This window comes from Thalassobellus citreus (assembly GCF_044385915.1).
GTDB classification, from domain to species: domain Bacteria; phylum Bacteroidota; class Bacteroidia; order Flavobacteriales; family Flavobacteriaceae; genus Thalassobellus; species Thalassobellus citreus.
Genome location: NZ_JBISCC010000130.1, coordinates 235,181 through 248,438 on the forward strand (window position 1 = coordinate 235,181; position 13,258 = coordinate 248,438).

General features: G+C 31.9%; 15 protein-coding genes. 9 read left to right on the top strand and 6 right to left on the bottom strand.

Translation table 11 applies throughout. The features are described from left to right. Positions 1-41 precede the first annotated feature (41 nt). The 9 genes from ACH5TX_RS18765 (at position 42) to ACH5TX_RS18805 (ending at position 6,884) form a co-directional block, all read left to right on the top strand. The gene (locus tag ACH5TX_RS18765; RefSeq protein ID WP_439341028.1) at positions 42-176 is read left to right on the top strand and encodes a hypothetical protein; all 135 of its coding nucleotides are present in this window, start codon (positions 42-44) and stop codon (positions 174-176) included. A 7-nt stretch (positions 177-183) separates the two neighbouring features. Continuing rightward, entirely contained in the window at positions 184-657 is a 474-nt protein-coding gene (locus ACH5TX_RS18770) for a glucosaminidase domain-containing protein (protein WP_439341029.1), read from the top strand. Positions 658-663: 6 nt separating this feature from the next. Beyond that, positions 664-1,080, top strand: a complete 417-nt coding sequence (locus tag ACH5TX_RS18775; protein ID WP_439341030.1) for a hypothetical protein — start codon at positions 664-666, stop codon at positions 1,078-1,080. Then, positions 1,080-1,751 carry a hypothetical protein gene (locus tag ACH5TX_RS18780; RefSeq protein ID WP_439341031.1) on the top strand — a complete coding sequence of 224 codons (672 nt, stop codon included), beginning with the start codon at positions 1,080-1,082 and terminating at the stop codon, positions 1,749-1,751. Before ACH5TX_RS18775 ends, ACH5TX_RS18780 begins: the two co-directional genes overlap by 1 nt. A 629-nt stretch (positions 1,752-2,380) precedes the next feature. Further along, positions 2,381-3,070 carry a phosphoglycolate phosphatase gene (locus tag ACH5TX_RS18785; protein WP_439341032.1) on the top strand — a complete coding sequence of 230 codons (690 nt, stop codon included), beginning with the start codon at positions 2,381-2,383 and terminating at the stop codon, positions 3,068-3,070. 2 nt (positions 3,071-3,072) lie between these two features. Next, positions 3,073-4,506 (top strand): hypothetical protein, encoded by a 1,434-nt coding sequence (locus ACH5TX_RS18790; RefSeq protein WP_439341033.1) that lies wholly within the window; start codon positions 3,073-3,075, stop codon positions 4,504-4,506. Between the two features lie 100 nt (positions 4,507-4,606). After that, on the top strand, positions 4,607-5,230 hold the full coding sequence (locus ACH5TX_RS18795) for a YqaA family protein (protein WP_439341034.1): 624 nt from the start codon (positions 4,607-4,609) through the stop codon (positions 5,228-5,230). A gap of 86 nt (positions 5,231-5,316) precedes the next feature. Continuing rightward, positions 5,317-5,607: a DUF3817 domain-containing protein gene (locus ACH5TX_RS18800; protein WP_439341035.1), complete on the top strand. Its 291-nt coding sequence runs from the start codon at positions 5,317-5,319 to the stop codon at positions 5,605-5,607. Next, positions 5,607-6,884, top strand: a complete 1,278-nt coding sequence (locus tag ACH5TX_RS18805) for a mechanosensitive ion channel family protein (RefSeq protein ID WP_439341036.1) — start codon at positions 5,607-5,609, stop codon at positions 6,882-6,884. The genes ACH5TX_RS18800 and ACH5TX_RS18805 overlap by 1 nt, the downstream gene beginning before the upstream one ends. A gap of 71 nt (positions 6,885-6,955) precedes the next feature. Here ACH5TX_RS18805 and ACH5TX_RS18810 read toward each other — a convergent pair whose 3' ends face one another. The 6 genes from ACH5TX_RS18810 to ACH5TX_RS18835 form a co-directional block, all read right to left on the bottom strand. Continuing rightward, a complete protein-coding gene (locus tag ACH5TX_RS18810; protein WP_439341037.1) occupies positions 6,956-7,537 on the bottom strand; it encodes a DUF3575 domain-containing protein in 582 nt (193 codons plus the stop codon). 122 nt (positions 7,538-7,659) lie between these two features. Then, on the bottom strand, positions 7,660-8,718 hold the full coding sequence (leuB, locus tag ACH5TX_RS18815) for a 3-isopropylmalate dehydrogenase (RefSeq protein WP_439341038.1): 1,059 nt from the start codon (positions 8,716-8,718) through the stop codon (positions 7,660-7,662). 143 nt (positions 8,719-8,861) lie between these two features. After that, positions 8,862-10,382 carry a hydroxymethylglutaryl-CoA lyase-like TIM-barrel protein gene (locus ACH5TX_RS18820; RefSeq protein WP_439341039.1) on the bottom strand — a complete coding sequence of 507 codons (1,521 nt, stop codon included), beginning with the start codon at positions 10,380-10,382 and terminating at the stop codon, positions 8,862-8,864. Continuing rightward, a complete protein-coding gene (leuD, locus tag ACH5TX_RS18825) occupies positions 10,383-10,979 on the bottom strand; it encodes a 3-isopropylmalate dehydratase small subunit (protein ID WP_439335572.1) in 597 nt (198 codons plus the stop codon). A 120-nt stretch (positions 10,980-11,099) separates the two neighbouring features. After that, on the bottom strand, positions 11,100-12,494 hold the full coding sequence (gene leuC / locus ACH5TX_RS18830; protein ID WP_439335571.1) for a 3-isopropylmalate dehydratase large subunit: 1,395 nt from the start codon (positions 12,492-12,494) through the stop codon (positions 11,100-11,102). Positions 12,495-12,705: 211 nt separating this feature from the next. Continuing rightward, complete coding sequence (locus ACH5TX_RS18835) at positions 12,706-13,092, bottom strand: acyl-CoA thioesterase (RefSeq protein ID WP_439341040.1); 387 nt, start codon at positions 13,090-13,092, stop codon at positions 12,706-12,708. Positions 13,093-13,258 lie beyond the last annotated feature (166 nt).

Here is a 13,258-nt window from a genome sequence, read left to right on the forward strand (position 1 = left end):
GTGCAAGCATTTCTTTTTTTTAAACCTTAAAAATTATCTAAATGAAATCAGTAATAAATATTTTTAAAATAGCTGTCAAATATGGCGCTGTAATTATGGCGGTTATTAATGTCTTTAAGTTTGCAATCGAACAATTCGAGGGCATTGATTTAAAAAAAGTAGAATCTAAAAAATAATAGAAAAATGTTATTAAAACTTAAAATTTGGTTACTACTATGGTTTTACAAAACCATAAACGGTTATTATACTGTAAGTACTAAGTTATTATTTGCGCAGGCATATCATGAAACAGGCAACTTTAAATCGGAAGTTTATAAGGAAAATAAAAATCTTTTTGGTATGCGTGAGGCAAAAGTCAGAAAAAAGACCGCTATCGGTACTAATAAAGGTCATGCAGTATATAAAAATCATCGCCAAAGTATTATCGATTATTTCTTACGTCAAAAAAACTTTAATATACCTAATTCATCTGATAACACATATATGTTAAATACGGTTGCAAGTAATTATGCGGAAGACCCTTTGTATTTACAAAAATGGCGTGCTTTAAAAACCAAAGTAAAAGTACCTTTTGTAGTTAATATTTTAGTTTATGGAGGACTTTTTTTTTTACTACTAATTATGTTTTTAATCTTACGGAAAACCTCAAAACAATAAATTGAAATGAAAAATATATTTGAAAACTTAAAAAAATGGTGGTGGGTTTTTCCGCTTTTAGCTCTGGTTATCTCTTTAACTTTAGTCATTTGGAAAAAACTAAAAAAGAAACCACAAGATGAAACTGCTAACGCAGATACATTAATGTCAAAAATAGGAGTGCCAACATTAAAAAGAGCAGTTTTAAATAAAAAAGCTATTGACCTAGCCCAATATTTAGGCACCTCTTATGATTGGTTTGACCCTCGCAGATGGTACGAAAAAGACAAAGAAGCTTTTGAAGTCATTAAAAACGTGTCTCAATCCGATTTTGATATTATAGCCAAATTATACTTTGAGATATACGCAAAAGGACACACATTATTAAGTGACCTCGCAAAATATCTAGACACAAAATATTACTCACAATTAAACTTTAAATAATGCAAGCTAAATTATTATATATCAATGAAAACCGTACTATCGTTGAATCGATAGGCGTTGAAGTTAATGATACTTTTGTCTTTAATTTTGAAGAAAAGAATTTTGTATTTGCGCTCTTCTTAGATGGCAAACGTGCTACAAGTTCAGAACTTACAACAATAGAGCAGTATGCATGTACAGTATCAGGCATACCATTTCAAACAGAATTAAAAGATTATTCTCAAACAGGTAGAGCATTAATTTTGCAAAAGGAACTTTTTACAATAGTTAAAGGCGAACAAATTGAATCTCCTGTTATTCAGTTTCCTGCACCTACAATACAGGAGCAGGCACAGGCTTTTATAGATTTAGAAATTCAGAAAGTTAAATTATTTAGCGGTTTAAATCCTGATTTTATGTATACCTATGAATCAAGGGAGTTATTTCGAACTGAAGCAAATATTCAAAACGGTGATGATGGTTTAATACATGGTTTGTATGGTTTCATTCATGATGCTCCTTATGATAATGTAAATGAAAGGACTTCTAATAATGCCTTTAAATCATCTAATCATATAGCAATTAATGGTTATCCTGTTCAATCTCTTTTAGGTGGTTTAGCTAACGCTTCCGTTAGATTATTTTTCACAGGTGTTATCGTAAAAGAATATGGAGGTTTACCAAATCCATAATGCAATCATTTTCTTTTGAAATTTCAACCTGGAGAAACGTACTCCAGTTTAAACTGCTATCAATCCCCTACTCTTTTTCGTTGGGGATTGTTTGCTTTGATACTCTTTTTGTGTAGTAACTTTTTTTTACATATATTTACGGTGCTCAAATTATTAAAATAATAAACATATGATACTACACAAAACTTGTATTCCAGCATCTGGGGTACGTTTCCCTTTTTACAGGATAAAGCGATTTTCAAATGCCCTTGAAAATCAAGACACTAAACCAACGAAGAAAATTAAATTTAATTTTCAAGGCGAAAGGACTGCCAGTATTGAGGTGCAGCCACCTCAGGTGCTACACCAGTAGTGTTTGATTCTTTACATAAAGAATAAATTAAATGCTTCCTTTTAAAAACATGAAACATCAACCCATAAAAAAACACTCATTATCGGTGCTCAAACCTAGAGTGTTTTATAATTTAAATAATAAACAGGTTCAAAGATATAAAAAATTCTCGTACTAATACCCATATTATGTAAAATAGAATATTTTAAACCTGCTACACTATTCTTAAAAAGCGATATAAAAAATTATTAATTTCAACTTTATAGAATACTTAATTATTATTAAAACTTCCGCATCTTTGCAAAAATTAAGTAAAGTGGATTTTAAAAACAAAGACCTTATAATTTTCGATTTTGATGGAACGCTAATAAACAGTATTCCAGACTTAACTTTGGCAGTAAATAATATGTTAGCGCATTATAATTTTCCGCCATTAACAATTAAGCAAGTAACACCATTTATTGGTAATGGCGCTAAACCTTTAGTAAAAAGAGCTTTAGAACATGCATTACAAAGTAAAAAACTAACAAGTTCTCTTTTAGAAGAAGCTTTAATCATTTATTTTAAAGCTTATAAAGATGTTACTTGTATTGATACATTTATGTATCCTGGTGTATTAGAAACATTACAGTATCTAGATAAAAAAGGTTATAAAATGGCCATTTGTACTAATAAACCTTTCGATTTTATAGAACCTATATTAGATACATTAGAAATTAAGCATTTCTTTAAATGTTGGATTGGTGAAGATTCCTTACCTGAGAAAAAACCAGAGGCTGCTCCCCTGTTATATTTAGCAAATAAAATGGATACCTTTATAAATAACAGCATAATGGTTGGAGACTCTAAAAATGATATTCTTGCAGCTCAAAATTCTAATATGGAAAGTATTGGAGTCAGTTACGGTTATAACTACAACGAAAATATATCAGATTATAATCCTACTGTTGTTGTCGATGATTTCGCTAGCCTAAAAGAACTATTCTAAACATGGATAAAATTTATAATGTTGGTGTTATAGGCGGAGGTGTTTCTGGAGTTGTTATAGCATTAGAGCTCACTAAATATGGTGTTGAAACTGTTTTGTTTGAACAAGAAGAAAGTGTTGTTAATGGTGGCCCTTTTTGTCATTTACATGCCGGTGGAAATTTATATCCAGACATATCTGATGAACAGTGTAAACTGCTCATGAAGCAATCTATAGATATGGCCAGATTATTCCCCGAATCTATTGACGAAAGACCAACATTTATAAGCATTCCTAAATCTGCAAAATACGACGTACATATCATTGAGAATCGTCTCAAAATGTTAGTCAATTATTACACTTCATTAATTGAAGACGATCCCCACAATGCCATTCTTGGTGCTCCAAAAGATTATTACAAAACATATACTAAAGACGATTTATTAACATTAAAGCAACAACCCGTTGTAAAGCATCCAAACACTTCAGATGAATGGATGTCTAATGCTATTAAATTAATTGATTGCGATACGTTAAAAACCCCCGTTATTTTGGTTCAAGAATACGGATGGAACCTTTTCAGATTAGGAGCTCAAGCACAATTGGCCTTAAATAAAACCGAAAAATGCCTTCTGAAATTAAATACTACTATTACCAGTATTAAAGATGTTAGAAATCAAAATTTAGAGTACAACTGGGAAATATGTACTAATGATGCGGTTTATAAAGTTAAATATTTAGTTAATTCATCTGGTTTTAAAACTGGAGAATTTGATGAGTCCTTACATTTAAAAAAGAAACGCTTAATAGAATTTAAAGCAGCTTATGTTTCAAAATGGCAACCTATTTCTGGCTTAATACCAGAACTCATTTTTCATGGTGAACGTGGTACACCAAATGGGATGGCGCAACTTACACCCTATAGCGATGATTATTATCAAATTCATGGCATGACAAAAGGGATTACCTTATTCGAAAACGGATTGGTAGAAACAAAAGGCAACGAAGCACAACCTGAATTTAATGACAACATCAAACAAAAATTACATCGTGGTTGGAAAGCCGAAGACATAAAAGAAAGAACAGAAAAGGCTATTGAATTTGTTTCTAAATATGTGCCTTCATTTAAATCTGCTTCTATTGGCGGACCGCCATTATACGGTGCTCAGCAAATACCAGGTAATGATCCCAACCTAAGGGTTGGCGAGGTTAGTTTTCCTTCTAAATTTTATGCACGCAGCGAAATAGTTAAGGCGTCTTCTGCTTTAACTGTAGCCCATCAAATTTTAGATAACATTCAGGAAGAAGACATTATTCCTTCAATTAATAAAGTAATAAACAAACATGAAGTACTTGATAGTGTTTCAAAAGATGATATTGATAAACTAGCTCGCGAATTTGCTGTTAATCGTGGTTACCCTGAAGCATTAGCACAATTACTTATTAAGAGCATATAAATAAAGCTTAATACGTTAAAGTTTTATCAAAATGAAACAGATAATATTAAACTCAAAAATTATACACTTATATTTGCGTGCCTAAAATTTATCAGTGAAAATGAAACCTAAATCAGATCCCAAATCTAAAGTTGGAAAATCTAAATTTCAACTACTACATCAATACTACTCTTATACAGGGTTTTATACTTTTGTATGGGACGCTGTAAAAAAAGCATTGCCATATATTATTGGTATAGTGGTTTTGGTGTATACGGTTAATCATTTTTTTAATATAAATGAAGCCTTAACACAACTAACCGAAATACTTCCTGTTTACGGTGTTTTAAGTTTCTTTTTTGTTTCCGAAACACTTTTAGGTCTTGTTCCTCCAGAAATATTCATTGCTTGGGCAGGAAAAATGTATAGTCCTTGGTTATATTTAGGAATTTTATCGGTTTTGTCTTATGGTGGCGGACTTCTTTCTTATTGGCTAGGGCGAACTATTACCAAAATTCCTTCGGTACATAAATACATTGAAGTTAAAATGGAAAAACAATTAAAAAACTCTAAAAAATGGGGTGGTTTTTTAATTATGGTAGGAGCTGTATTACCACTACCCTTTTCTATTGCTTGTATAGCCGCTGGTATTATTGAGTTTCCTTTTAAAAATGTGATGATTTACGGAGCCTTACGCTTTGTTCGTTTTGCTATCTATGGTCTTATCATTTTTAATGCCTTATAAATTCTAATTAATTTCTTTTAGGATTTATATACTTTAAATCAAGGTTATATTCTTTTTCTAGTTTATTTTTGTTTGAAAATTAATTTATGTTTTCATTACTTAATATTTTCAGAATTACGGCTCTTTTAGAAGGAATCTCTTATATTTTATTATTATTTATAGCAACGCCTATTAAATATTTTACAGGCGATCCTCAATATGTAAAACTACTAGGTTTGCCACATGGTATGCTTTTTATATTATACATTATTCTAGCTTTTTTAATTAAAAGTGAAATGAAATGGACAAATAAAACCTTTCTTTTTGTGCTATTAGCATCTATAATTCCTTTCGGAACCTTTTATGTAGAAAGAAAATATTTAAAAACTAAAGCGTAATGCAAACTGATACTATAACAGAAGTTATTGAAAATACTAAGTATTCACACCTATTGTATGATTATTTAGTGGATACCGTTCAATTAAGCGCACAATCTGCGAAGTATTTAAATATGCTAGCCTTATTGATTGCGTTACTTATTATTGTTTTTGTTGTAGACTTTGTCATCAGGAAACTATTATTAACAGCATTTACTCAATTTGCCGAAATTTCTAAATCAAATTTTGACGATTTATTAGTAAAAAATAAGGTGCCTCGTAATATTGCACATATTATCCCATTATTAATTGCTTTAGAGTTTATTGATATTGTTTTTATAGACTTCCCTCCTTTTGAAAACTTTGTAGAAAAAGGGTTAAAAGTGTTTGCCATTATATTAACACTTTGGATTGTTAGAAGCCTACTAAACACTGTAAAAGATTATTTAAAAACCTTACCCAATTTAAAAGATAAACCTATAGATAGTTATATTCAAGTATTCATGATTTTTGCATGGATAGCTGGATTTATGTCGGCTATAGCTATTGCTACAGATATTCCGTTTTTAAAGTTTGTTACAGGTCTTGGAGCTATTTCGGCAGTTATCATATTAGTATTTAAAGATACTATTATGGGCTTTGTTGCCAGTATTCAAGTGTCTATAAACGATATGGTACGCATTGGGGATTGGATAACTTTTGAAAAATATGGTGCCGATGGTGATGTTATTGAAATAAATTTAGCCACGGTAAAAGTTCAGAATTTCGATAAAACCATCACAACCATTCCAACCTATGCCCTTATTTCCGATTCGTTTAAAAACTGGCGAGGAATGACGAGTTCTGAAGGCAGACGAATAAAACGAGCTTTGTTTATTAAACAAGATGGTATTAAATATTTAACAGATACTGATGTTGAAAAACTAAAAAGCATTCAACTTTTAACCTCTTATTTAGAAGGCAGACAAGCAGATATTAAAACGTATAACGAAACAAATACAATTAATAAAGACTTATTATTAAACGGTAGAAACCTGACTAATATTGGTGTTTTTAGAAAATATATCGATTCGTATTTAAAGCATCATTCTGCTATTAATAAAGATATGATGATTATGGCGCGTCAATTAGCACCAACCACTCAAGGAATTCCTTTAGAAATTTATGCTTTTAGTAGCGATAAGCGTTGGGAAAATTACGAATATATTATGTCTGATATCTTCGATCATTTATTAGCAGCCCTTCCCTACTTTGAATTAGAGGTTTTTGAGTTGCCTAGTAACCTAAATTCCATTTAAGAAACTGCAAATATTAGTATTAAGATTAATATATATATTGCTATAACTCTATAATAATTTATAATAGAGTTTTAAAGCTTAGATAATTTGTTCTTTTTAGAGGATTTCAATTTGTAAACTAACATCAAACCTCCTCTATAAGGTAAAAACTCACCACTTTTATTATATTTTTTAGCACCATCTATACGATTGTTTGTAGAAAGCTTATAACCTTTATAATAACCTTGTTGATTACCTCCTCCTAGAAACAACTCTAAATTAAGCCTATCATTCCAATTGAATTGATACCCTATAGTTACACCATAAAACAAACTATACCCCTCTTGATAAGAATCTGTATTATAATTACTCCATTTTTGCAGTTTATATTTTGATCCTCCTATATGCACACCAGTAAAAAAACCATACCCACTTACTCTAGGATAAAATCTAAATTCAGGAAAAAGTGTAATAAATCTAATAGGATTTCCATTAATAGTCCAAAAAGAGGCAGCTACATCAAACTGAAAAGTTGTTTTCTCTCCCAATTTTGTTTCTATACCAAAATTTGGAATTCCAGCCAATCCTGATATGTTAGCTTTTATACTTGTTTCTTGAGCACAGATAAGTATAGGGGAAAGAATTAATAAACTAATTAACATGATTTTCTTCATAAACTTAATTTTAAACAAATTATAATTGATTTAGATGTAACAGCTCCCATATTATATAAATAAAAAAGGATTCAATAAATATACTGAATCCTCTTTCCTTATTTAAAAATAATTCCTTTATACTAGATATTAGCAGCTAACCAGTCACCAACTTCTTTAGTACCGTATGATTTTCCACCGTCAGCTAAATCTTCAGTAACAATTCCCCCAGCTAAGGCTTTATTAACAGCATCTCTAATAGCTTTACCTTCTTCTGGTAAGTTAAAAGCTGTTTCAAACATCATAGCTGCCGATAAAACAGTTGCCATAGGATTTGCAATATTTAATCCAGTTGCTTGTGGGTACGATCCGTGAATTGGTTCGAATAAAGCAATATCAGACCCCATAGATGCAGATGGCATAAGTCCCATAGATCCTGAAATTACAGAAGCCTCATCAGTTAAAATATCACCAAATAAGTTTTCAGTAATTAATACATCGTAGCTATTTGGCCATTGTACCAAACGCATCGCTACCGCATCAACAAACTCATAACTTACTTCAACCTCTGGATAATCTTTTTCCATAGCTTGAACCGTTTCTCTCCATAAACGAGACGTTTCTAATACGTTGGCTTTATCAACACAACATAATTTTTTAGAACGTGTCATTGCTAATTCAAAACCTTTTTTAGCTAAACGTTGTACTTCTTCTCTTGTATAAACACAGTTATCAAAAGCTGTTTCTCCACCATCTCTTCTACCCTTTTCGCCAAAGTAAATTCCACCAGTTAACTCACGTAAAAACACTAAATCAGTACCTTCAATACGCTCTTGTTTTAAAGGGGATTTATCTAATAAAGAAGGAAATGTAAATGTTGGACGTACATTGGCAAATAAGCCTAATTTTTTACGCATTTTTAATAAACCTTGCTCCGGACGTACAGGCGCAGAAGGATCATTATCAAATTTTGGGTGCCCAATAGCTCCAAATAAAACCGCATCAGCAGCAGCACAAACCTCATGTGTACTGTCTGGGTAAGGTTCTCCAACAGCATCAATAGCTGCAGCACCTGTTAAAGCTGGTTTCCAAGTTATTTCATGTCCAAATTTTGCAGCAACAGCATCACTCACTTTTACAGCTTGATCTATTACTTCTGGTCCTATGCCGTCTCCGGCTAAAAGAGCAATATTAAATTTCATCTATTTTGTTTTTAATCTTATTTTTAAATTTATTTTTTCTTGCGTTACCCTAAAAAGGGTCGGGCTTTCAGCTATATCTTTTTTGTTTTTAATAACAAAAAAGGATGCCGCATCAATCCCTAACGCGCTAACCATTTAGCCCTCTAACTAATAATAATGTTTAGCATTTTCTCAGTAGCTTTAATAGCAGATACTGTTTGATCTGAATCTAAACCACGAGTTTTAAATTCTCTATCAGCATTTTTCCAAGTAATAATGGTTTCACATAAAGCATCCGAATGACTTCCAGGAGGTATTCTCACCGCATAATCAATCAAATTAGCAAGTATCATATTTTTCTTTTTAAATACACTTCTAATAGCATTCATAAACGCATCAAACTGTCCATCACCTTGCGCATGCTCTTCAAAAGTCTCATTATTTATAGTAATTGATACCGTTGTTGAAGGTTTCAACCCTTTAGAATGTGTTAACACATAAGAGTTTACCTTTACCTTTTCTTCATAGGTTCTATCTAAAACATCCGAAATAATATAAGGTAAATCCTCTTTAGTAACCACTTGTTTTTTATCTCCTAACTCAATAATACGTTGCGTTACTTTTCGTAAATCGGCATCATTAAGCTGAAGTCCTAATTCTTGTAAATTCTTCTGTATATTAGCTTTTCCAGACGATTTTCCTAAAGCATATTGACGTGTTCTACCAAAACGCTCTGGCATCAACTCACTAAAATACAAGTTGTTTTTATTATCGCCATCAGCATGAATTCCAGCTGTTTGTGTAAATACATTAGCACCAACAACAGGTTTGTTAGACGGAATCATAACCCCCGAAAACGTTTCTATTAACTTACTAATAGTAAATAAAAAGGTTTCATTAACGCCAATTTCAATATTTGGCATAAAATCATTAATAACTGCAATAGTACTGGCCATTGGTGCATTTCCTGCACGCTCACCCATACCATTTATTGTTAAATGCAAACCATCGGCTCCTGCTTTTAAACCTTCCATAGCGTTAGATACGCCTAAATCGTAATCGTTATGCGTATGGAAATCAAAATGTAGATTAGGATATAAATCTTTAATCTCTTTAATATAAGTGTATGATTCTTCTGGTGTTAAAACACCTAAAGTATCTGGTAGCATAATACGCTTTACAGGTTGCGTTGCTAAAAAGGCTAAAAACTGAAAAACATAGTCTTTAGAATTTCGCATGCCATTGCTCCAATCTTCTAAATAAACATTCGTATCAATACCTTTTTCTTCCGCGAAAGCGATATTTTCTTCTATTTCTTTAAAATGCTGATTTGGAGTCTTTTTAAGCTGGTGTGTTAAATGATTTAATGAACCTTTAGTTAACAGGTTTTGAACCTTTGCACCTGCATCAATCATCCACTGTATAGACACACCATTATCAACAAAAGTTAATACTTCAACAGCATTTAAATAGTTGTTTTCAGAAGCCCATTGGGTAACATCTTTAACCGCTTGAAGTTCACCTTCAGACACACGTGCCGATGCTATTTCAATACGATCTACTTTTAATTCTTCTAGTAAAAGCTTTGCAATAGTAAGCTTCTCTGAAGCAGAAAACGACACGCTCGAGGTTTGTTCACCATCGCGCAATGTCGTATCCATTATTTCTATTTTCTTCAAACTCATTTAAAAAGGACGAGATTCTGCAAATGTTTCAATCTCACTTTTCATGTTTTGTAAATAGTCTATATCATCAAAACCATTTAGCATATTATCTTTTTTATATCCATTGATATCAAAAGACTCTTGTGTTCCAGAAGCTGGTAACGTAATAGTTTGAGCTTGTAAATCAATCACTAACTCTGTATTAGGATCGGCATAAATAGCTTCAAATATTTCATTTGAAAATTCTGGACTAATTTGTACTGGTAATACACCAATATTTAAACAGTTATTCTTAAAAATATCTGCAAAAAAACTAGATACTACACAACGAAAACCATAATCGTATACTGCCCAAGCAGCGTGCTCTCTAGAAGATCCTGAACCAAAGTTCTTACCTCCAACTAATATCTTTCCTTTATATATAGGATTGTTTAAAACAAAATCTTGTTTTGGTGTATCATCACCATTATATCTCCAGTCACGGAATAAATTATCTCCAAAACCATCACGCGTAGTCGCTTTTAAAAAACGAGCTGGTATAATTTGATCGGTGTCTACATTCTCAATTGGCAATGGAACTGCAGTACTTGTTAGTGTTGTAAATTTATCGTAAGCCATAATTTTAGTATTCAGTCTGCCAGTAATCAGTTGGCAGTATATTATATTTTTATTTAATTTTCATACATCAACAATATTATTCAGTTTTTAACTGAGAACTGCTGACTGTTAACTGCAAACTTATAAAAGCTCTCTTGGATCTGTAACAACGCCTGTAACTGCAGCGGCTGCAGCCACTAATGGACTTGCTAATAATGTTCTTGATCCTGGTCCTTGACGACCTTCAAAGTTTCTGTTAGAAGTACTTACAGCATATTTTCCTGCCGGTACTTTATCATCGTTCATTGCTAAACAAGCAGAACAACCTGGTTCTCTTAAAACAAATCCAGCTTCTTCAAAAATATCTAATAAGCCTTCTTCTTTTATTTTAGCTTCAACAATATGAGATCCTGGTACTAACCAAGCCGTAACATTATCGGCCTTTTGTCTTCCTTTTACAATAGAAGCGAAAGCACGGAAATCTTCAATACGTCCGTTAGTACAACTACCAATAAATACGTAATCGATTTTCTTACCAATCATTTGTTCATCTTCAGCGTAACCCATATAAGCTAAAGACTTATCGTAAGTTGCTTTACCTCCTTCAACAGATTCTGCAGAAGGAATATTTTTAGAAATCCCCATACCCATTCCTGGATTGGTTCCATAAGTAATCATTGGTTCTATATCTGCAGCATTAAAAACTAATTCTTTATCGAAAGTAGCGCCTTCATCTGTTTTTAAAGTTTCCCAGTATGCCATGGCTTTATCCCAATCTGCACCTTTAGGAGCCATAGGACGCCCTTTTACATACTCAAATGTTTTTTCATCTGGAGCAATCATTCCACCACGTGCACCCATCTCAATAGATAAGTTACAAACCGTCATACGACCTTCCATAGTCATGTTTTCAAAAACATCACCTGCATATTCTACAAAATAACCCGTAGCACCAGAAGTTGTTAATTGAGAAATAATATATAAACCAACATCTTTAGGCGTTACACCTTTGCTTAAAGGCCCGTTAATGCTAATACGCATTTTCTTTGGCTTAGGTTGCATGATACATTGTGTGGTTAAAACCATTTCAACCTCAGAAGTACCAATACCAAAAGCAATAGCACCAAATGCACCGTGAGTTGATGTATGTGAATCCCCACAAACAATAGTTGCTCCTGGAAGTGTAATACCGTTTTCTGGTCCTACAACGTGAACAATACCATTGTTTTGATGTCCTAATCCCCAGTGACTAATACCATATTCATTAGCATTATCTTCTAATGTTTTTAACTGATTTGCCGATAAAGGATCTTCAACTGGTAAATGTTGATTAATAGTTGGTGTATTATGATCTGCAACAGCAAACGTACGCTCTGGATACAATACACTTAAACCTCTACTTTTTAAACCAACAAAGGCTACAGGACTCGTAACTTCATGAATTAAATGACGGTCTATAAAAAACACATCTGGTCCATCTGCTATACTTCGCACTACATGCGAATCCCATACTTTATCAAACAATGATTTACTCATAATTCTATTTTATATTCTATTTATTTATATATTTATCATTACTAAAAATTAATTTCATTTTTAGCAAGTTGACAAATTTAAAAAAAACTAGTTTTTTTAATAGGTATTAGGCAACAATCTATATTACTTTTATAATATTATTAATGGAATAGAGAAAAAACGATTATAATTTAACAGAAAAGCAAAATTGATTATAAATTTTAAAGCCTAATTATTTTAATCTATCGTGCACATATTCTATTTGAGTTTTTCCATGTGGTTTAACCTTTCCATCTGATCCAATATTTACCATTACAATGTTTGAAATAGTTATAATTGTTTCGTGAGTCATTTTGTTTCTTACTTCACAACTTAATGTTAATGATGCACTCCCAAAATTAACCACTTCAATGCCTATTTCTATAATATCACCTTGTCGTGCCGAGGCTTTAAAATCTATTTCACTTATGTATTTTGTTACAACTTTTTGATTCTCTAATTGTATGATGGTATATAACGCAGCTTCTTCGTCTATCCATTCTAATAATCGGCCACCAAATAACGTTCCGTTAGCATTTAAATCTTCTGGTTTTACCCATTTTCTAGTATGAAATCTCATGTGTTTTTAATAAATTTTAATATTCGTATTTACATGTTTTAGGCAAAGTAAAATCTATATTTTTTGAACTGATTCTGCTTCGAAATTACATCTAAAACATATTTTTTTTTAAAGATAAAAATCTATTTTGTTAATAACCCAGTTAACAAGTATCGTTTTCAAAAAT

Excerpts from the sequence above, each read along its gene's own strand:
- ACH5TX_RS18770 (WP_439341029.1), top strand. The coding sequence starts at position 184 with ATGTTATTAAAACTTAAAATTTGGTTACTACTATGGTTTTACAAAACC.
- ACH5TX_RS18775 (WP_439341030.1), top strand. The coding sequence starts at position 664 with ATGAAAAATATATTTGAAAACTTAAAAAAATGGTGGTGGGTTTTTCCG.
- ACH5TX_RS18800 (WP_439341035.1), top strand. The coding sequence starts at position 5,317 with ATGTTTTCATTACTTAATATTTTCAGAATTACGGCTCTTTTAGAAGGA.
- ACH5TX_RS18835 (WP_439341040.1), bottom strand. The coding sequence starts at position 13,092 with ATGAGATTTCATACTAGAAAATGGGTAAAACCAGAAGATTTAAATGCT.
- leuB (WP_439341038.1), bottom strand. The coding sequence starts at position 8,718 with ATGAAATTTAATATTGCTCTTTTAGCCGGAGACGGCATAGGACCAGAA.
- leuD (WP_439335572.1), bottom strand. The coding sequence starts at position 10,979 with ATGGCTTACGATAAATTTACAACACTAACAAGTACTGCAGTTCCATTG.
- ACH5TX_RS18765 (WP_439341028.1), top strand. The coding sequence starts at position 42 with ATGAAATCAGTAATAAATATTTTTAAAATAGCTGTCAAATATGGCGCT.
- ACH5TX_RS18820 (WP_439341039.1), bottom strand. The coding sequence starts at position 10,382 with ATGAGTTTGAAGAAAATAGAAATAATGGATACGACATTGCGCGATGGT.
- ACH5TX_RS18790 (WP_439341033.1), top strand. The coding sequence starts at position 3,073 with ATGGATAAAATTTATAATGTTGGTGTTATAGGCGGAGGTGTTTCTGGA.
- ACH5TX_RS18810 (WP_439341037.1), bottom strand. The coding sequence starts at position 7,537 with ATGAAGAAAATCATGTTAATTAGTTTATTAATTCTTTCCCCTATACTT.
- ACH5TX_RS18805 (WP_439341036.1), top strand. The coding sequence starts at position 5,607 with ATGCAAACTGATACTATAACAGAAGTTATTGAAAATACTAAGTATTCA.
- ACH5TX_RS18795 (WP_439341034.1), top strand. The coding sequence starts at position 4,607 with ATGAAACCTAAATCAGATCCCAAATCTAAAGTTGGAAAATCTAAATTT.
- leuC (WP_439335571.1), bottom strand. The coding sequence starts at position 12,494 with ATGAGTAAATCATTGTTTGATAAAGTATGGGATTCGCATGTAGTGCGA.
- ACH5TX_RS18780 (WP_439341031.1), top strand. The coding sequence starts at position 1,080 with ATGCAAGCTAAATTATTATATATCAATGAAAACCGTACTATCGTTGAA.